The organism is Flavobacterium sp. LC2016-01 (assembly GCF_009711135.1).
Classification (GTDB): Bacteria; Bacteroidota; Bacteroidia; order Flavobacteriales; family Flavobacteriaceae; genus Flavobacterium.
The window spans coordinates 375,730-397,283 of the sequence record NZ_WMIC01000002.1; the positions used below are offsets into that span (position 1 = coordinate 375,730).

12 protein-coding genes are annotated in these 21,554 nt (G+C 35.3%); 8 read left to right on the plus strand and 4 right to left on the minus strand.

What is annotated here, in order from left to right; genetic code table 11:
• Positions 1–58: 58 nt before the first annotated feature.
• The 4 genes from GKZ88_RS06010 to GKZ88_RS06025 form a co-directional block, all read right to left on the minus strand.
• A complete protein-coding gene (locus GKZ88_RS06010; protein ID WP_155101479.1) occupies positions 59–2,932 on the minus strand; it encodes an alpha-amylase family glycosyl hydrolase in 2,874 nt (957 codons plus the stop codon).
• A 62-nt stretch (positions 2,933–2,994) separates the two neighbouring features.
• Complete coding sequence (locus tag GKZ88_RS06015; protein ID WP_155101480.1) at positions 2,995–4,068, minus strand: SusE domain-containing protein; 1,074 nt, start codon at positions 4,066–4,068, stop codon at positions 2,995–2,997.
• Between the two features lie 20 nt (positions 4,069–4,088).
• Complete coding sequence (locus GKZ88_RS06020) at positions 4,089–5,684, minus strand: RagB/SusD family nutrient uptake outer membrane protein (RefSeq protein ID WP_155101481.1); 1,596 nt, start codon at positions 5,682–5,684, stop codon at positions 4,089–4,091.
• 17 nt (positions 5,685–5,701) lie between these two features.
• Positions 5,702–8,644 carry a TonB-dependent receptor gene (locus GKZ88_RS06025; protein WP_155101482.1) on the minus strand — a complete coding sequence of 981 codons (2,943 nt, stop codon included), beginning with the start codon at positions 8,642–8,644 and terminating at the stop codon, positions 5,702–5,704.
• Between the two features lie 235 nt (positions 8,645–8,879).
• Here GKZ88_RS06025 and GKZ88_RS06030 point away from each other — a divergent pair, with 235 nt between their 5' ends.
• From GKZ88_RS06030 to GKZ88_RS06065, 8 genes are all read left to right on the plus strand, one after another.
• Positions 8,880–9,911, plus strand: a complete 1,032-nt coding sequence (locus tag GKZ88_RS06030; protein ID WP_155101483.1) for a LacI family DNA-binding transcriptional regulator — start codon at positions 8,880–8,882, stop codon at positions 9,909–9,911.
• A 178-nt stretch (positions 9,912–10,089) separates the two neighbouring features.
• Positions 10,090–11,445, plus strand: coding sequence for an MFS transporter (locus GKZ88_RS06035; RefSeq protein WP_155101484.1), 1,356 nt, complete (start codon positions 10,090–10,092; stop codon positions 11,443–11,445).
• A gap of 15 nt (positions 11,446–11,460) precedes the next feature.
• Positions 11,461–12,114, plus strand: a complete 654-nt coding sequence (gene pgmB, locus GKZ88_RS06040) for a beta-phosphoglucomutase (protein WP_347343859.1) — start codon at positions 11,461–11,463, stop codon at positions 12,112–12,114.
• A 78-nt stretch (positions 12,115–12,192) separates the two neighbouring features.
• Positions 12,193–14,496, plus strand: coding sequence for a glycoside hydrolase family 65 protein (locus tag GKZ88_RS06045; RefSeq protein ID WP_155101486.1), 2,304 nt, complete (start codon positions 12,193–12,195; stop codon positions 14,494–14,496).
• 19 nt (positions 14,497–14,515) lie between these two features.
• The gene (locus tag GKZ88_RS06050; protein WP_155101487.1) at positions 14,516–16,630 is read left to right on the plus strand and encodes a glycoside hydrolase family 97 protein; all 2,115 of its coding nucleotides are present in this window, start codon (positions 14,516–14,518) and stop codon (positions 16,628–16,630) included.
• A 166-nt stretch (positions 16,631–16,796) separates the two neighbouring features.
• Positions 16,797–18,659, plus strand: a complete 1,863-nt coding sequence (locus GKZ88_RS06055) for a glycoside hydrolase family 13 protein (RefSeq protein ID WP_230392468.1) — start codon at positions 16,797–16,799, stop codon at positions 18,657–18,659.
• A gap of 290 nt (positions 18,660–18,949) precedes the next feature.
• On the plus strand, positions 18,950–20,617 hold the full coding sequence (locus tag GKZ88_RS06060; RefSeq protein ID WP_155101488.1) for an alpha-amylase family glycosyl hydrolase: 1,668 nt from the start codon (positions 18,950–18,952) through the stop codon (positions 20,615–20,617).
• A gap of 198 nt (positions 20,618–20,815) precedes the next feature.
• On the plus strand, positions 20,816–21,493 hold the full coding sequence (locus GKZ88_RS06065; protein ID WP_155101489.1) for a glycerophosphodiester phosphodiesterase family protein: 678 nt from the start codon (positions 20,816–20,818) through the stop codon (positions 21,491–21,493).
• The last annotated feature ends 61 nt before the right edge of the window (positions 21,494–21,554 follow it).

Here is a 21,554-nt window from a genome sequence, read left to right on the forward strand (position 1 = left end):
AAAATTTTACACTTAAAAGCTACTGTTTGCTTTCTGTCTAAATTTTAAAATGACGTATTTATTTTTTTATGAACTTCATCACCTGAATCTTATCATTCTCATCATGCGCTTTTACTACATATAATCCTGTTTTCAAATCGCTTACATTGTATTGAAAATCTGCATTTCCATTTGAAGTAAAGCTTTTTACCAATTGTCCTGATATTGAATATACCTGAACTTTAGATACTGCTGCATTTAAGGTAAAATAATTTGAAACCGGATTTGGATATAAATTTACAGCGCTTGTTTTTCCGAAATCTGGAATTGCTAAATTGGCCGTTTTATTTCCATAAATTCTATATTCTCCTGGACCTAAATTTACTGTTGCATTAACATCAGTCACATTTAAAGAAGAGTTATCCATTAAATTATACCATGTACCAGTATACTGAAAACCAGTCGCAACATTTTGCGCCGTTACATCAAAATTGGCTAAAATCAAAACATCTTTTAATTGTGTTGCGACCAAATTACTGTTTGTGATTTTAATATTTACAGTCAATGTATTAGCGTTTGCCATAGTTGCTGTTCCTAAAAATACCGGTTCAGTCACTTTTAGATTGATCATTTTTGCCCAATCATAATAAATTTTATTACGATTTGTGTCACCTAACCAATTTTCTGCCCATTGTGGCTGTGGTTTTGTGTCAAGTTTACAATCACCGGCAATAGTTGTCGAATTATCATTTACAGTTCCATCGTTACAAGTATAAATCGAATCATCCCAACCCAATTCGCCAAAATGCCAAATCATTTTTGGACCAGGAATCAAAAGTGAAACGGCACCAACAGCAGACATTCTAGACAAAGCTGTATTTAAAGTTTTTACATTATAAGTTCCAGCTGAATTTCCGTACTGAACATTTTTATACATTAAACGTTCTTCGTCATGACTTTCGGCATAACCCATTAAACGATTTCCGGTAAAACCGCGGCTAGAACTCATCATTCTTGAAATATTGTTGCTTGTAGAATATCCCATTGACAATTGATTGTACTGATCTGTCATTTTACCCCACATCATTACTCCTTTGCTTGGCGTTTCACCAACACGGTAATTTGCCCATTGCTGTTCTTCACTATCAGAACCTAAATGTTCAAAAATGGTATAGTGTGTTGGGTCAAGGCTCCAAGAATAATCAGCATATTTTTTCAAAACATCAACTCTGTCTTGCTGATATGCATTGGTACAAGATTCATCTGAAGCCGTACAAGCCTGAGTAAATCCTTTTGTTAAATCCCAACGGAATCCATCAATTTTATATTCTTGAATCCATTGTTTCACCACTCTCTCTACGTAATATTGCGTTTTTGCCGACTGATGATTAAAATCTTCACCTACACTATAAGTATGTTTAGCAACAGTATTGAAATATGGATTTTCTGAAGTTGGTGATCCAAAACCGTCTCCGTCAGGATCATTCATCCACATTCTAACCATTGGATTTCTTCCAAAAGCGTGATTTAAAGCCACGTCCAAAATCACTGCGATTCCGTTTTGATGACATAAATCGATAAGCTCTTTTAATTTATCTGATGTACCATAAAATTTATCTAAAGCCATGTGAAATGACGTATTGTAACCCCAGCTTTCATTACCTTCAAATTCCATTACCGGCATTAATTCGATAGCATTTATTTTAAGTGTTTTAAAATAATCTATTCTATCTATTAAAGTCTGATAATTTTTCTTGGCGTCAAAATCTCTAACCAAAACCTCATAAACAACCAATTTGTCTTTTTCTGGTTTCGTGAAATTTGTCACTTGCCAATTGTATGGTGTTTGACCCGTTTTTAATACTGTAACTTCAAAATTTTGTCCCGCCGGATAAGCTGGCAAATTTGGATAAGAAGCTGCAGGAATTCCACCATCATCATAAGGAGACAAAACCAAAGTAGAATAAGGATCTGCCACTTTTACTAATGCAGGAGAATTTGCCAAAGGCGTACTCTCTCCTACCCAATATTGATAGGTATTATTTGTTCCCGAAACTAATCCTGTCAATTCTAGCCAAAATTTATCAGAAGACGGATCTTTCTTCATGGCATAAGCCGTTGTTGGCTGCCAATTATTGAAACTTCCGGCAACGTAAACAAAATCTTTTAAAGGTGCATCTAAAACCAAAGTTGCTTTTGTGGCATCTGTGGCATTATAATTTATTCCGTCAGCTAGACCTGCTGGCATAGCTTGTGAAACCGTATTTGGATTTACAACAACCGAAAACTTTTTAGAAATCGTAACAGTTCCTTGAACCACTACTAACTCATAACTTTGATTGTCTGTAACATTATTTGCAGTATAAGAATAACTTGCAGTACTCGCATTTGTATTAATTGTGGTTCCGTTTGCTTTCAACGTATAACTTGCTACTCCGTTTGTATTTGTTGCAGCAATATTAAAGTTAGAACCTGATACTAGAATTGTTGTACTATTTTCTGCAGGAGAAGTCAAAGTCACTTGAAAAGAACCGACTTCAACTAAAATATCTTGCGATTTTTTGTCACCAGTTCCATTTTTAGCTTTAATTAAAAAACCAATTTTTCCTATTCCTGTTGTATTGTAATAAGTCGTTGGAGTAATGGTTTTAGTATAAGTATCGGTTCCTGCATTGTAAGTAAATTTACTTTCCTCGCTTGAAGCTTCCCAAGTACCATTGTTTGGTGTCCCTTTTTGAGTTGTGTCATTCGTATCAAATGCCCATGCCCACATGTATAAAGCATTTCCAGTAACGCCCCATGTACCTTCATTTATACTGCTTCCGTTTATGGTAATGGTAATAGAAGTAGTTTCCTCAAAAGTAGATGGACTAACTGAATAGCTTGCCGTTTGCACTTGTCCAAATGAAATTGCCGACAGCAAAAAGAAAAATAATAGTAAAGTTTTTTTCATAATTAATATGGTTATTAAAAAAAAGGCTATCCGTAGATAGCCTCTTTCTATGTTTCAACTTATTATTGTTTTACCATTGTATAAGTATAGTTTCTAGGGTTACTTAAATCCAAAGTAATTAAGTATTTTCCAGCAGTAGTACCAATATTTGTACCTCCTTCTTCTAAAGAACCGTTAGCTCCAGTATCTCCGTAGTTAAGATCCCAGTTTCCATTAGCTCTAAATTTCATACCATTATCTGGAGCAGCCTGAGTAGTTAAAGTTACAGTAACTGTCCATTTTTTAGTTGCAGGATCATAAGTCATTGGAGTATCAGTATCCCATCCTCCAGGAGTTCCATTACCAATAATTCCCCAAGTCGTTTTTAATGTAGAAATTGTTAATTTTGTAGGATCAGTATCTGCTTTAATTCTGTAGTATCCAGGTGCATCAATTTTAAGATTATCACTTCCATTATAAATGATAGTTCCAGCAGTCGCTCCTTTTGTATATTTATTATCAAAGTTAGCCTTAGGAGTCAATAAATATTCGCTAGCAGCTGCAAAATAAACATAACCGTCAAAAGCAGTTTTTCCGTAACCTTCAGCCATTAATGTAGGAGCACCAGCAGGAGTCCAGTCTGCACCGTAACCGCTTGCATTTTGATATCCTCCAGGAATCCATAATTTTGGAGTTTCAGTAGTGTAAGGAGTTATAACAATTCCGTTAACATTTGAATACTGAGTTTGAGTACCTACCGTTGATTTAACTCGAACTTCAAAATCTCCAGCAGTAAATGGAATTGCGCCTAAAGATAATACAGCACCATTCATTTTCTCTACAGAAACTGAAACTTGATTTTGAGATTTAACAGTTCCTAATTCTTTAGGTGTTTTGAATGTATTTCCTTTTTTGTCAATTTCTACTACATAATTTACTTCAACACTTCCACCGAAATCTGCAGAAGCCCAAGTAAAACGCTCTGCTTGATTTGCAGCCGCATCTGGAGATAAAACATATGCAGTACCGCTTTGAGGAGCAGTTAATACAGGTGCAGCAACTGCTTCGATTACTGGTCTGTCTTGAACATCTTCAACGTTGCATGAAACTGCAACTAATGCTAATAAAGCAATTAATGATTTAGTTATATTTTTCATTTTGGTATATTTTTAGTTAATTAGTATCCAGGGTTTTGTTTTAAATTTTGATTTGCTCCTAAAGCTCCAGCAGGAATTGGGAATAAATCTCTGAAAGATTGTGTAGAAGTACCTCCAGCCACATTTCCTTTCCATGGCCATAAGTATGAACCTCCAGTGAATTTTCCGAAACGGATCAAATCTGTTCTTCTGTGTCCTTCCCAATGAAGCTCTCTTCCTCTTTCATCTAAGATAAAATTCAAAGTAAGATCACCTTGGTTAACCGTATTCGCTTTTGCTCTTGTTCTTAAAGCATTTACATAAGTAGTTGCAGTTGCTAAACTTCCGCCTGCACCTCTAACAACACACTCTGCATACATTAAGTAAGCATCTGCAAGTCTGAAAATTGGGAAATCAGTATCTGCAAAGTTTCCTGCTTTATCTGATCCCTGAACACCATTTACATCAACATTTTTGAATTTCTGTATAGCATAACCATCAGTAAAACTTCCTATGTCAGCAATTTCTTTTGCTTGTCCGTTAGTATAAAACTGACCACGAGTATCTGTAGTAACAGCATCAAACTTATTTACAAAAGCAGAAGTTGTTCTAATACCTCCCCAGCCTCCATTGATACCAAATTGAGACGCTACCATGCTTCCACCTACCGGAGCATGAACTAAAAATGTTGTTCCTCCATAAGTTTGAGTGTGAATTCCGTCGAAAGCAATTGCAAAAATAAATTCTTTCTGCGCTCCATTTTTATCGTTATCAGCTAAGAATAACTGATTGTAGTTATTATGAATTGAATATCCAGAATTGATTACTTTATCAATTAAAGGAAGTGCTTCAGTATAATGATCTGTACCAATATAAACTTTAGCGTTCATATATAATTTAGCATGCAGCATCCAAGCAGCAGCCTGATCAATACGGTAAGCTTCATTCGTTTTAGGTGTTTTCAACAATGGCTCAATTGCAGTAAGTTCTTCATCGATAAATTTATATATCTCAGCTCTTGAAGAATATTCTGGGTAGTAGAATGTTGTTGGAGAATCCTCTGTTACGATAGATCCTGCTCCAAAAGTATCTACTAAATGCCAGTACGTCATCGCTCTTAAAAAACGAGCTTCTGCACGATATGCTTTAACATCAGCTAAAACAGCTGCATCTGTTACACCTCTTCCTGCTAATTTTGCATCTGTAGTTTGTCTTAAAAACTCATTACAGTTTACAATCTGGAAAGAAAAACGTGCAAATGTTGCCGCAATAAATGTATCTGCTGATGACCAAGTTTGTGAATGGAAATCTTTAATTGTTCCGTCATTCCAAGCAATTACTGCTTCATCAGTTGTTAATTCCTGCATCATCCAAAAACCTCTGATGTATTGACTTGTTCCCTCATCAATTCCAGAAATATCAGGACTTCCTGCAGGTCCTTGCTGACCAGTTGTAGCAAAACCTGCATATAATTTTGCTAAATTTTGTTTGTAAGCAGCCGGATCTTTAAAAAGTTCGTCACTACTTACAGAATCTCCGTTATCAGGTGATTGGTTAAGATCATCTGTACATGATGAAAACAACATCGTCATCATAAACAAAGAAATACCTAATAATTTTATTTGTATCTTTTTCATTTTTCTTGTTATTTGAATTAGAAGTTAGCGTTTAATCCTAACATGAAAGTAATTGGTCGTGGATAAAGATTATTATCAATACCATTTGAAATTTCAGGATTCAAACCTTCATACTTGGTGATCGTTAAAACATTTTGAGCTGATGCAGTTAATTTTAACATTGAAATACCTTTTATTTTTTGATTGAAAGTATATCCAACTGTAACATTGTCTAATTTAACAAAAGACGCATCCTGCACATAGTAATCAGATTTTAACTGGAAATTACTTCCTTGTTTGAAACCTGTTTCTAAAAGATTCTCAACACCATTTGCTAAATCATTTTGTCTGATTAAAACCGTGTTATATACACCATTACCAGAATCTACATTATTGTACATGTAGTTACCCCAAGAACCTCTCCAGTTCATAGAAAAATCCCAGTTTTTGTAATTTAAGTTTGTATAGAATCCGTAAAAAACATCAGCAGCTGGTTTATGAAAACGGTACATATCATCTTCATTTACGATTCCATCTTTATTGCGGTCTACAAAAACACCATCCATTGGTTTTCCTGCAGCATCGTAAGCCTGCTCAAATACATAAAATGAATTAGGTGCATAACCAACCTGGTTATTTTGAATTTTATTTCCTGTTCCACCTGATATATTATCTCCGGCTTCTAATCCAGGAGTATTATCCTGAGTTGTTGTTAATGCTGTAATTTTTGAATTTTGGAATGTTATATTTCCGCCAATTCTCCACTCTAAATTATTATTTTGAACCGGAATTACTTCCCCAGATAATTCAATACCTTTATTTTTAAGGCTACCTACGTTGTAATTATCTCTATTAGAGAATCCGAAGAAAGCTGGATTCAGTGTATTTAATAATAAATCGTCTGTAGTTCTTTGGTAAACATCTGCTGTACCTGTTACTCTATTATTGAAAAGAGCAAAATCTAATCCAACGTTAATCGTTGTTGTCTCTTCCCATTTCAAATTACTGTTATACGGCTGTGGTCTATAAGTAGTATAAAATGTATTTCCTAATTGATATTGAGCTGCACTGTTTGAAGCTAAATACAAAGGAATCGAAGGATAAGCGTTTCCAATATTTTGCTGTCCAGTAATACCCCAGCCTCCTCTTAATTTAATAGAGTTGATACTTGCAACATCTTTCAAGAAACTTTCTTCGTTCAATTTCCATGCAAGAGAAACAGCAGGGAAATTTGACCAGCGATATTCTTCTGTAAATCTTGAAGTTCCGTCACGTCTAATAGAAACAGTTGCTAAATATTTATCTGCTACTGTAAAATTAGCTCTTCCAAAGAAAGACTGTAAATTGATATGTGTAGGAGTAAACAATTCTACAGTATTTACATCATTCTCAAAATTATAGTTTGATTTGTTTTTTTCTTCTCTAAAATCTTGGTAAGTATAACCACCTGTTACATCAATTTGTGTACTGATGCCTTCAATCATTTTGTTATAGTTCAAATACAAGTCCATTAACTTGTTATTTCTCTTCTCGATATTCACATATGAATTATTATATCCAGAACCTTTAAGACCGAATAAATAATCTGGATGAGTGTTGCCATAACCTCTACCGCTCATTTGATCATAACCTAAATTCACAACTGCCTTTAATTCTGGCAAAAAGTGCATTTTGTAATCCAATTGGATATTCCCAATACTTCTATTAAAGGTACCTAAATTATCTTGTTGCTCAATCATTGCAACTGGGTTTTTTCCAGCCAATTGATTAAATTCTGTTGGAGATGTCATCCATTGGAAATAAGTTCCATCAGCATTTTTTACAGCCTGAGTTGGGTCAAAACCTACAGCTGCACCAACTGCTCCAGTATTACTGTAATTACTTTTAATTACAGATGTATTATTGTTTACCTGAACTTTTAAATGTTTGTCAAAAAAGTCTCCATTTAACGATACACCTAAAGTTGTTCTTTCAAAGTTGTCTCTTAATAAAACACCATTTAAATTCGTATAACCTACAGAAGCTCTGTACGAAATGTTATCTTTTCCTCCACTAGCAGATACGTTTTGATCAGTACCCATAGCAGTTCTGTAAATTTCGTCTTGCCAATTTGTATTAGCCGCTCCCATTGCTGCTTTTTGAGATGCACTTCCGTTTGCGTTAACAAAATCTCTAAATTGCCCGCTTGATAAAGCATCAACTTTTTGAGTAATTTCTGAAACTTGGAAATTACCGTTATAGCTCACTTTAATATCACCAGCTTTACCTTTTTTAGTAGTAATGATAATTACACCATTTGAAGCTCGTGAACCATAAATGGCAGTTGCAGAAGCATCTTTTAAAACTGAAATAGATTCGATATCATTTTGGTTGATTGTAGACAGCGGGTTTCTTCCTCCTTCAACTCCTCCATTTGCAACAGGAATACCATCAATTACATATAATGGATCATTGTTTGCACTAAGAGAAGATCCACTACGGATTCTTACGATCGGATCAGCTCCTGGAGAACCGCCTCCGTTAATAATCTGCAAACCAGCCACTCTACCTTGAATCATTTGATCTGCAGATGCAACTGGTCCTTTATTGAAATCTTTTGCGCCTAAAACCGTTACAGCTCCTGTTGCATCTTTTTTCTTAACGGTACCATAACCTACTTGTACAACAACCTCTTTAAGTTGGTTTGTATCTTCTTCAAGTGAAACGCTTACGTTTTTTTGTCCAGAAAAAGTCACTGTACTGCTTACGTATCCAATAAATGACACGACAATTTTATCACCATTTTTTAAATTTGGCAATTGAAATTTCCCGTCAAAATCTGTAGAAGTACCTCCTTTTGAGCCTTGTACATTTACATTTACTCCCGGAATCGGCTGTCCTGTGGCCTTATCGACAACAGTTCCGCTTAGTGTGCTTTGAGCTAACACAGTAAACGGCAGCAGTAGGAATAAAAATAACAACTTTTTGTAAATTGTTTTCATACTTTTTGTTTAAATTAGTTTGAGTTTGTGATTGTTAGTTAAGTTTTTAATTTTACTTCGAATTTCAAAATTATGAATTTATTAACACGAACAACCGGTGGCACTTTTTATTGGTTTACGAAAACGTGGTAGTGTTGAAAACTTTCTATTTTTTGTAATCTTTTAAGTCAAAAATTGTCAATACCAAAAATATTATCCATCTTTATTATCAATTAGATTTTTTCCAAAAAACACCATGAAACGTAAAATAACCTTAAAACAGATAGCAAAAGAACTTGACGTATCTATTTCAACTGTCTCAAAATCACTTCGAAACAGTCTGGAAATAGGCGAAGAAACACGTCTAAAAGTGCAAGCTTTTGCCAAGTTTTACAACTATAAACCCAACAACATTGCCCTTAGCTTAAAAAATCGAAAAACCAAAAGTATTGGTATTATCATTCCGGAAATTGTACATTATTTTTTCTCTACTGTAATCAACGGAATTGAACAGGTGGCTAACGAACACGGTTATAGTGTAGTAATCTGTTTATCTGACGATTCGTTCGATAAAGAGGTTTTAAATATGGAGATGCTGGCCAACGGAAGTATCGACGGATTTATCATGTCACTTTCAAAAGAAACACAATATAAAGGCGACTTTCATCATATTACTGAAGTTATAAATCAGGGAATGCCGGTTGTAATGTTCGACCGTGTTACCAATGATATTTTGTGTGATAAAGTAATTATTGATGATAAAGCTGCAGCATATGAAGCCGTTCAAAGTTTAATTGATAACGGTCGAAAAAAGATTGCTTTAGTAACAACTGTCGATTATGTAAGCGTTGGAAAACTAAGAACCGATGGTTATGAAAAAGCGCTTTTAGACAACGGAATCCCTTTCAACGAAGATTTGATCATTAAAATTGAAGATGTTGATACTTGTGAAATAACCATTTCTGAGCTTTTACACGCTAGAGCTTTTGATGCTGTTTTTGCAGTAAACGAGCTTTTTGCAGTAACGATTATCAAAACGGCATCAAAAATGGGACTGAAAGTTCCTGTAGATTTGGCTGTAATTGCATTTACAGACGGAATTATCTCAAAATACTCTACGCCAAGCATTACAACGGTAAGTCAGAGCGGTGAAAAAATGGGAAACAAAGCAGCCAAAATGCTTATCGAAAGACTTGAAGCCGAACATGACGATGACGAAGAAGAAAACGAAAATTATACTACAGAAGTCATAGAAACACATTTAATAAAACGAGAATCTACTGACTAATTTTCTTAAAATCAACACATTCTAAAGCCATAAAAAATATTTATGGCTTTTTTATTAGGCTATTTAAAAAAATAATTAATACTTTTACGCCCATCAAAGCTTTTACTTTTACTTCGAAAAAACAGTAAGTTTTGATAAGCAAAGCGCTTATCGTCTAATTAATTTCTTAATTACGATAATGGAAAAGCGTAAATTAAGTTTCTGGGAAATTTGGAACATGAGTTTCGGTTTCTTAGGAATACAAATGGGATTTGCACTTCAGAATGCAAATGCCAGCAGAATTCTTCAAATTTTTGGTGCCGACGTACATGAACTTTCTTGGTTCTGGATTATTGCTCCCCTAATGGGATTAATAGTACAGCCCATCATTGGTCACTATAGCGATAACACTTGGGGAAGATTCGGCAGACGAAAACCCTTTTTTCTTGTAGGCGCTATTTTAGCCTCGGTAGGATTAGTTTTAATGCCTCAGGCTAATATTTTCATTTCCATTTTACCTGCTCTTTGGGTTGGTGCCGGAATGTTAATGATTATGGATGCCTCTTTCAACATTGCTATGGAACCGTTTCGTGCGCTTGTTGGCGATAATTTAAGAACAGATCAACGTACTGCAGGTTTTAGTATTCAAACTTCATTAATTGGTTTTGGAGCCGTTATCGGTTCAGCATTGCCTTATGTACTGACAAAATATTTTCATATTTCAAACAGTACTGTTCCAGGAAGCGTGCCATTAAACTTAACATTGTCATTTATTATTGGCGCTGCGGTTTTAATTGGTTCGATCTTAGTAACTCTATTCACAACCAAAGAATACTCGCCAGAAGAGTTAGCAAAATTTGAAGATCCGCAAAATGATGCGATTTCTGATTCTGAACAAAAATCAAAAATCACAGACATTTTTACTGATTTTGCAAAAATGCCAACTACAATGCGTCAGCTTAGTTGGGTTCAGTTTTTCTCCTGGTTTGGATTATTCGGAATGTGGGTTTTTACTACTCCGGCAATTGCGCATCACATTTACAAATTGCCTTTAAACGACACTTCATCTCAGCAATATCAGGATGCTGGCGACTGGGTTGGAATTTTATTTGGCGTTTACAACTTAGTTTCTGCTATTGTCGCTTTGTTCTTCTTACCGTATATCGCTAAAAAAATTGGAAGAAAATCAACTCACGCCGTTTCATTAATCATTGGAGGAATTGGGTTAATCTCGATTTATTTCATGCCAAATGAAGACTGGGTTGTACTGCCAATGATCTTAATTGGGGTTGCCTGGGCAAGTATTTTAGCAATGCCTTATGCAATTCTTGCAGGATCAATCGCTCCAAAAAAGATGGGAGTTTACATGGGAATTTTCAACTTCTTCGTTGTTATTCCACAAATTGTAAACGCATTAATTGGAGGTCCAATTGTAAAATATCTTTACAATGGAGATGCCATTTATGCACTAATCACAAGCGGAGTAAGCTTCTTAATTGCCGCTCTTTTAGTCTACAAAGTAAAAGATGTAGATGACACCATTCAAAAATCATAAATAAGAATTTCACTTATAATGAAAAAAGCATTCATATTCGACCTTGACGGCGTAATTGTCGATACCGCTAAATATCACTTTTTGGCGTGGCAAAAAATTGCTCAGGCATTAAATATAAATTTTACGCATGAAGACAACGAACTTCTTAAAGGCGTGAGCCGTGTTCGTTCGTTAGATATTATACTTGGATTAGGAAATGTTCAGGCTTCTCAGGAAGACAAAGACAAATGGCTGATTCAAAAAAATGAAGATTATTTGTCTTATTTAGTTCACATGGATGAAAGTGAGGTTCTTCCAGGAGTTTTAAAAATTCTAAAACTATTAAAAGAGAAAAATCAAGGAATTGCATTGGGTTCTGCCAGTAAAAATGCAAGACCAATTCTAGAAAAAACAGGAACTCTGTCTTACTTCGATGTTATTGTTGACGGAAATGACGTTACCAATGCAAAACCAGATCCTGAAGTATTCTTAAAAGCGGCTCAATTATTAAACATTGATCCAAAAAATTCAATTGTATTTGAAGATTCGGTTGCCGGAATTCAGGCAGCAAATATCGGAGAAATGGTAAGTGTGGGAATTGGTGAGGAAACAATTTTACATGAAGCTGACTATATTTTTAAAGATTTTACCCAAATCACAGCAGGCTTTGTAGAAAAATTAATCAATTAGAAAATGTGCCAATTAGATAATTTCCAAATCGTGTAATTATCTCATTTTCTAATTAACTGAATTATCAAATTAAAAGAAATGAACCAAGATTATATAAAACCAGACAATTGGTCTATTATAGAAGAAGGATTTGATGCGGAGCGAGTAAAATCGTCTGAAAGTCTTTTTAGTATCGGGAACGGTGCTATGGGACAACGCGCCAATTTTGAAGAAACTTATTCAGCTGAAACTTTTCAGGGAAGTTATATCGCTGGAATTTACTATCCAGACAAAACAAAAGTGGGCTGGTGGAAAAACGGTTATCCGAAATATTTTGCCAAAGTTCTAAATGCTCCAAACTGGATCGGAATTGACATTGAAATCAACGAAGAAAATCTTGATTTAAATACGTGTACCGAAGTTAGAAACTTCCGCAGAGAATTGAATATGAAAGAAGGTTGGTACAATCGTTCTTTTGAAGCAGTTCTGAAAAACGGAACTGAAATCGCTGTAAATGTTCGTCGTTTTCTTTCATTAGATTTAGATGAAGCCGGAATCATTAAATACGATATTACACCTTTAAATAAAGATGCAAAAATCGTTTACAAACCTTACGTTGACGCCGGTGTTACCAATGAAGATGCTAACTGGGATGAAAAATTCTGGGAACCGCTTGAAGTAAAAAAAGGTACAAACGAAGCTTTTGTTACTGCTCAGACATTTAAAACGCATTTTAAAGTTACGACTTTCATGCACAATACGATTTTGGCAAACGGAGAAAACATCAACGTTTCGCCATCTACAATCGATTCAACTATTGATAAAGTTCAGTACACTTACGGAACTATTATTGCAAAAGGACAAACCTCATCAATTCAAAAAATTGGTGGATATACGGTTTCTTTAAACCACGAAAACACTTTGGCTGCAGCCGAAAAAGTAATCAAATCGGCAGTAAATTCAGGATATGAAACTTTGCTTCAAAATCAAATTGAGGCTTGGGCAAAAATCTGGGAAATGTCAGATATCACTATTGAAGGCGATGTAAAAGCACAACAAGGAATTCGTTTCAACATCTTCCAATTGAACCAAACCTATTTAGGAAAAGATTCTCGTTTGAATATCGGTCCAAAAGGTTTCACCGGAGAAAAATACGGCGGATCAACATATTGGGACACTGAGGCGTATTGTATTCCGTTTTATATGGCGACAAAAGATCAGCAGGTTGCAAGAAATTTATTGACGTACCGTTACAATCAATTAGACAAAGCGATTGAAAATGCTAAAGATAATTTAGGTTTCAAAAACGGCGCTGCATTGTACCCGATGGTGACCATGAATGGTGAAGAATGCCACAACGAATGGGAAATCACACACGAAGAAATTCACAGAAATGGTGCGATTGCTTTTGCGATTTACAACTATTACCGCTACACCGGCGATTACTCTTATATTCCTGAAAAAGGTTTAGAAGTTTTAATCGGAATTGCGCGTTTCTGGCACCAGAGAGCTTCTTTTTCTAAAGAAAAAAATCAATATGTAATTCTGGGAGTTACTGGTCCAAACGAATACGAAAACAACATCAACAATAATTTCTACACCAATTATATTGCAAAATGGTGTATTGATTTTGCTTCGGAACAAATCAATAAAGTCGCTTTAGAATATCCTTCAGATCACAAACGCATTTTAGAGAAAGTCAGCCTTTCGGCGAATGAAATTCAGGAATGGAAAAAAGTGGCCGATGATATGTATTTCCCAACTTCAAAAGAACTTGGAATTTATTTACAGCAAGACGGTTTCTTAGACAAAGATTTAGTTCCGGTAAAAGATTTAGATCGTTCACAGCGTCCAATTAACCAAAAATGGTCTTGGGATCGCGTTTTACGTTCGCCGTACATCAAACAAGCCGATGTTTTACAATGTTTCTATTTCTTCGAAGATCATTTTTCGAGAGAAGAATTAGAAAGAAATTTCGATTTTTATGAGTCGTTTACGGTTCATGAAAGTTCGCTTTCGCCTTGCGTTCACTCGATTCAGGCTGCGGTTTTAGACAAAATGGATATGGCTTATACGTTCTATTTAAGAACTTCTCGTCTGGATTTGGACGATTATAATAAAGAAGTGGAAGAAGGCTGTCACATCACGTCAATGGCGGGAACTTGGATGAGTATTGTGGAAGGTTTTGGTGGTATGCGAGTGAAAAATAATCAATTGCATTTCTCTCCAAAAATTCCAAAAGAATGGAAAGGCTATTCGTTTAAAATTAATTTCAGAAACCAAATTTTGAAAGTAGCTGTAAATCACAACGAAACCACTTTTACGGTAGATGGAGATCAAGATTTAACAATTGTAGTTAATGGGAATCCTGTAATTGCAAGTAAATTTGTACAAATAAATTAATTACATAAAACTAAAAAACATGAAAAACTTATTTTTCGCAAGTTTAATTTTGTTTGCTTTTAGCTCGATTGCAGAAGCACAACAGTTAAAATCACCCGAAGGAAAGTTCGTAATGGAATTTTCGCTTCAAAACGACGGAACTCCAACTTACAATTTAAAATACAAAAACAAAGAAGTTGTAAAAACCAGTAAATTAGGTCTTGAACTTAAAAATGATAAAAAATCTTTGTTGAATGATTTCACTGTCGTGGATACCAAAACTTCGACTTTTGATGAAACCTGGAAACCGGTTTGGGGAGAAGTTGACAATATCAGAAATCATTATAATGAGCTAGCTGTAACTTTAAATCAAAAAGGAACAGACAGACAAATCGTTATCCGTTTCCGTTTGTTTGAAGACGGACTTGGATTTAGATATGAATTTCCAGCGCAAAAGAATCTTACTTATTTCGTAATTAAAGAAGAAAGATCTCAATTTGCGATGACTGGAGATCACACTGCTTTCTGGATTCCAGGCGATTATGACACGCAGGAATACGATTATACAAAATCAAAATTATCTGAAATTAGAGGTTTATCTGAGAAAGCCTATACAGCAAACGTTTCTCAGAAAAACTTTTCACCAACAGGAGTTCAGACTTCTTTGATGTTAAAAACGGCTGACGGAATCTACATCAACTTGCACGAAGCAGCTTTGATCAACTATTCTTGTATGCACTTGAATTTAGATGATAAAAACTTAGTTTTCGAATCTTGGTTAACACCAGATGCAAAAGGTGACAAAGGATATATGCAGGCGCCAAGCCATTCGCCATGGAGAACGATTATGGTAAGCGACGACGCTAGAGAAATCTTGGCTTCAAAAATGACTTTAAACCTAAATGATCCTTCAAAAATTGATGATACTTCTTGGATCAAACCCGTAAAATATGTTGGTGTTTGGTGGGAAATGATTACAGGAAAAAGCTCTTGGTCATACACAAATGATTTTCCAACAGTGCAATTGGGAGTTTCTGACTTCTCAAAAGCAAAACCAAGCGGAACGCACGGTGCAAACAATGCTAACGTAAAAAAATACATTGATTTTGCCGCTGCAAATGGTTTTGATGCCGTTTTAGTTGAAGGTTGGAACGAAGGCTGGGAAGACTGGTTTGGACATTCAAAAGATTATGTTTTTGATTTCTTGACGCCTTACCCAGATTTTGATGTAAAAGGTTTGCACGAATATGCAAAATCTAAAAACATAAAAATCATCATGCACCACGAGACTTCAGGTTCTGTTCGCAACTATGAGCGTCATATGGACAAAGCGTACCAATTCATGAAAGACAACGGATATGATGCTGTAAAAAGCGGTTACGTTGGCGATATTTTGCCTCGCGGTGAAAATCACTACGATCAATGGATTGTAAACCATTATCAATACGCAATCGAAAAAGCAGCTGATTATAAAATTATGGTGAACGCTCACGAAGCGGTTCGTCCAACAGGAATTTGCAGAACATACCCGAACTTAATTGGTAACGAAGCAGCAAGAGGAACAGAATACCAAGCTTTTGGTGGTTCTAAACCAAATCACGTTACAGTATTGCCATTTACACGTTTAATTGGAGGTCCAATGGATTACACGCCGGGGATCTTCGAAATGGATATCAGCAAAATGAATCCGGACAACAAATCACATGTAAACAGTACAATCTGTAACCAATTAGCTTTATACGTTACAATGTACAGCCCATTGCAAATGGCAGCTGATACTCCAGAAAACTACAACCGTTTTCCAGATGCATTCCAATTCATTAAAGATGTGGCTGTAGACTGGTCAGAAAGTAAATATATCGAAGCTGAACCAGGAGATTTTATCACGGTTGCCCGTAAAGCAAAAGGAACAAACAACTGGTTTATTGGAAACGTAAACGGAGAAACGCCTCGTACATCTAACATCGATTTCAGTTTCCTTGAAAAAGGAAAAAAATACACTGCAACAATTTATGCTGATGCAAAAGATGCGCATTACAAAACCAATCCGCAAGCTTATACCATCAAGAAAATTGCTGTAACAAGCAAATCAAAATTATCTCAATTATCTGCTCCTGGCGGAGGTTATGCAATCAGCATAATTGAAACGAAATAATTTTTTTTAAGACAAGTAATTTTCCCCAATATTACTTGTCTTTTTTTTAATCTCACTTAGTGTCCTGCAAGGTTTTCAAAACCTTGTAGGTCTTCTAAAACTTTACTCAATTCATACCTACAAGGTTTTGAAAACCTTGCAGGAAATCGAACTAAAAAGAAAAACTATGAATAACCTAAAAATTAACCACACATTCTACAAATTAGTTCTAATGGTTTTGTTCTTTTCCGCTTCCGCGAAAGCGCAAATCCAAAAAGTAGAACCACCATTTTGGTACGCCGGAATGAAAAATCCGGAACTGCAGATTATGTTCTACGGAAAAAACATTTCACAATACGAAGCTTCGGTTTCAAACAATGTTGTGATTAAAAATGTAGAAAAAACAGAAAACCCGAATTACCTTTTCGTTACAATTGATACGCAAAATATCAAAGCATCTGAATTGGTTTTCTCTTTCAAAAACAATAATAAAGTAGCTTTCACCCAGAAATATTCGCTTAAAGAAAGAAGAGCAAATTCGGCAGACCGAAAAAGTTACGATGCATCGGATTTGATTTACTTAATCATGCCGGATCGTTTCGCAAATGGAAATCCTAAAAACGACAGCGATGCCGTTTTAACTGAAAAAGGAAACCGCGCAGAACCGGGTGGGCGTCACGGCGGAGATATTGAAGGAATTATTAAAAACTTAGATTATATTTCATCACTTGGTGCAACCACAATCTGGAGTACGCCTTTATGCGAAGACAACGACAAACAGCATTCGTACCATACGTACGGACAATCGGACGTTTACAAAATCGATCCACGTTACGGAACGAATGACGATTACGCTCGTCTTTCTGCAGAAATGCACAAAAAGAACATGAAACTGGTTATGGATTATGTGACGAATCACTGGGGAATTACGCACTGGATGATCAAAGATACGCCAACCAAAACCTGGTTCAATCAATTTGAAAATTTCACTCAGACAAACCACAGACGCGAAGTAATTCCAGATACACACGCTTCAAAAGCAGATCAGGAAGTTTGTGTTGACGGCTGGTTTGTACCTTCAATGCCCGATTTGAATTTAAGAAATCCTCTGGTTGCAAAATACTTAACGCAAAACGCCATTTGGTGGATTGAATTCGCTAATCTTGATGGATTCAGAGTGGATACTTACAACTATTCTGACCCGACGGCTATGGCAAATTGGGCAAAATCAATTACAGATGAATATCCAAACTTTAATATTGTGGGCGAAATATGGATGCACAATCAGGCAAGTTTGGCGTATTGGCAAAAAGACAGTAAAATTGGAGCGATTAAAAACTACAATTCGAATTTGCCAAGTGTAATGGATTTTACACTTCAAAGTCAAATTACTTCAGCTTTCAACGAAGATACACCAAACTGGGATAGCGGATTGATTAAATTCTACAACAATTTTGCGATGGATTATTTATATCCAAACATTAATAATATTTTAGTTTTTGCCGAAAATCATGACACCGATCGTATGAACGAAAAGTTCAAATATGATTTGCCAAAATACAAGCTAGCCATGACTTTATTGGCAACCATTCGCGGAATTCCGCAAGTGTATTATGGTACAGAAATTGGAATGGGCGGTGATAAAAGCAAAGGTGATGCCGATATTCGTCAGGATTTCCCGGGCGGATGGGCTGGCGATAAAAACAATGCTTTCACAGCATCAGGAAGAACAGCTCAGCAAGCGGAATATTTTGATTTTACTTCAAAATTATTCAACTGGAGAAAATCGAATGAGGCCGTTCATTTCGGAAAAATGACACATTATATTCCGGAAAACAATACATATGTTTATTTCAGATATACTGATGCTAAAACCGTAATGGTAGTTTTCAATAACAATGCAAAAGAGCAGGTTGTAAAAACAAATCGTTTCAAAGAAAACATCAAAAACTTTAAATCAGGAAAAGATGTTATTACAGGAAAAACATTTGATTTAGCTACTGAAATTACTTTAGAGCCAAAATCAGCTTTGGTTTTAGAATTGGAATAAATATTTTATTTAAACACATAGAGACATAGATTTTTTAGGTCGGTAAAAGGCGTTTCACTTGTTTAAATAAACATAGCTATCCTAAATAGGCACAGCTATGTGTAAATGACGAGTCATTTATTTTAACCTTTTTAAGACAAAGAAAAGCTATGTCTCTATGTGTTTAAAATTTAGGCAACAATTTTCCGCCACGAATTCACGAATTTTTACTGTCAAAGATTGTCAAAAAATAATTCGTGAATTCGTGGCTATTTTTTTCAACACAATCCATCCTAAAATATTCTAAAATAATGAAAAAATACACTTTCCTTTTTTTATCTTTAGTATACTTAACAATGAGTTGTTCTGGCTCAAAATCAGTTTCAATGAATAACGATAATACTTCGAAAACACCTTTCGTCTGGGAAGGAGCAAATGTTTATTTTTTACTTACAGATCGTTTTTACAACGGAGATAATTCGAACGATTTAAATTTCAATCGCACTAAAACTCCTGGAAAATTACGCGGATTTGAAGGCGGTGACATTATCGGAATCACTAAAAAAATAGAATCAGGATATTTTGAGAAATTAGGAATAAATGCCATTTGGCTTACGCCGATTGTCGAACAAATTCACGATGGCGTTGATGAAGGAACTGGATTGAGTTATGGCTTTCACGGTTATTGGGCAAAAGACTGGACTGCTTTAGATCCTAACTTCGGAACTAAAGAAGATTTAGCAAAACTTGTAAAAAAAGCACACGAAAAAGGCATCAGAATAATTCTTGACGGCGTAATAAATCATACTGGTCCAGTAACTCCAGAAGATCCTGTTTGGCCTTCAGACTGGGTAAGAACCGGCGTTGTCTGTGATTACAAATCGTTCGAAAATACGACGATGTGTACATTGGTAGACAATCTTCCAGACGTAAGAACAGAAAGTACTCAGGAAGTACAATTACCGCCTTTTTTAATCGAAAAGTGGAAAAAAGAAGGCCGTTACGAAAAAGAGATCGCTTCGCTGGATGAATTCTTCAAAAGAACAAATTACCCAAGAACACCAAAATATTACATCATAAAATGGCTTACAGATTACGTTTTAGAATTTGGCGTTGACGGTTACAGAGGAGACACCGTAAAACATACCGACGAAAACGTCTGGGCCGATTTTAAAAAAGAATGTGACTACGCTTTTGAAACCTGGAAAAAACATCATCCTCTTGAAATATTAGATCAAAATCCGTTTTACACCATTGCCGAAGTTTACGGTTACGGCATCAGCGGTGGGCAGGATTATGATTTTGGAGACCGAAAAGTAAATTATTTCCAAAATGGTTTCAACAGCATGATCAATTTTGAATTTAAATGGAACGCGGCTCAAAATGATTACGAAGGTTTATTTTCTAAATATTCGAATCATTTAAATAATGACTTAAAAGGATATTCTGTCCTTAATTATATGTCTTCGCACGATGACGGTCAGCCTTTTGATGCTAATCGAGTAAAAGGTATTGAAGCCGGAAATAAATTATTGCTTTCGCCAGGAATGTCGCAAGTTTATTATGGAGATGAATCAAATCGTTCCTTAGTAGTTGAAGGAACTCAGGGCGATGCAACTTTACGTTCGAACATGAATTGGGATGCTATTCAGAATAATTCTGAAACCCAGAAAACACTTTTACATTGGCAAAAATTAGGGCAGTTTAGAAAAAATCATCCTGCCGTTGGAGCCGGAATTCATAATCTGATTAATGCTAATCCTTATACTTTTTCAAGAACATTTACAAAAGGTGCTTTTACCGATAAAGTAATTATGGGAGTAGATTTACCAAAAGGCAGAAAAGAACTTCCTGTTGGCGATTTCTTCCCGAACGGAACTAAATTAAAAGACACCTACTCCAATCAAAATACAGAAGTTATTGATGGAAAAGTGATTATCGACAGTGAATTTGACATCGTTTTACTGGAGAAGATTTAAGCTTTTTTCTCTCGCAGATTTAGGAGATTGCACAGATAATTTAAAAAACAATCTGTCGAATCTGCAAAATCTGCGAGAGACATAATTTATCGCAGATTTCAAGATCAATTTAATCCTTTAATCTGTGGCAAACTTTTTTATACAATCCTTGCGACCTTTGCGTAAAACTTTGCGACCTTTGCGGTTAAACTTCACACAATGCTAAAGATTGCCCATCGCGGTGCGAAAGCCTACGAACCTGAAAACACTTTACAAGCATTTCAGAAAGCTTTAGATTTAAATTCAGATGGAATTGAACTCGACGTTCATTTGAGTTCTGACGGTCAAATTATCGTAATTCACGATGAAACCATCGACAAAATGACCAACGGAAAAGGTTTTGTAAATACTTTATCTTTGTCCGAATTAAAATCATTTTTGATTGATGGAAAGCATGAAATTCCAACTTTAAGAGAGGTTTTTGATTTGGTCAATAAAAAATGCTTCATCAATATTGAATTAAAAAGCGCTGACACTTTAACAAAAGTCATCACTTTAATCGATGAATATGTTTCAGAAAAACATTGGAAATACGAGCATTTTATAGTTTCAAGTTTTGATTGGAATGCTTTACAACAAGTTCACAATCTAGATTCAAAAATCCCAATTGGTGTACTAACTGAAACCGATTTGCATTTAGCTTTGGCTTTCGCCGAAACCATAAAAGCAAAAGCGATTCATCCTTATTATCATTTATTGACTGAGGAAAACACTCAGCAAATGCAGGAAAAAGGATTCCTGGTTTTACCCTGGACAGTAAATATTGACGAAGACATTCAAAAAATAAAAAGTTATAAAGTAAACGGAATCATCACTGATTTTCCAGATAAAATATAAAATTCGTCGCGATAAACTTTGTCAAAGTTTAAAACTTTGACAAAGTTATTTAGAGGATTTC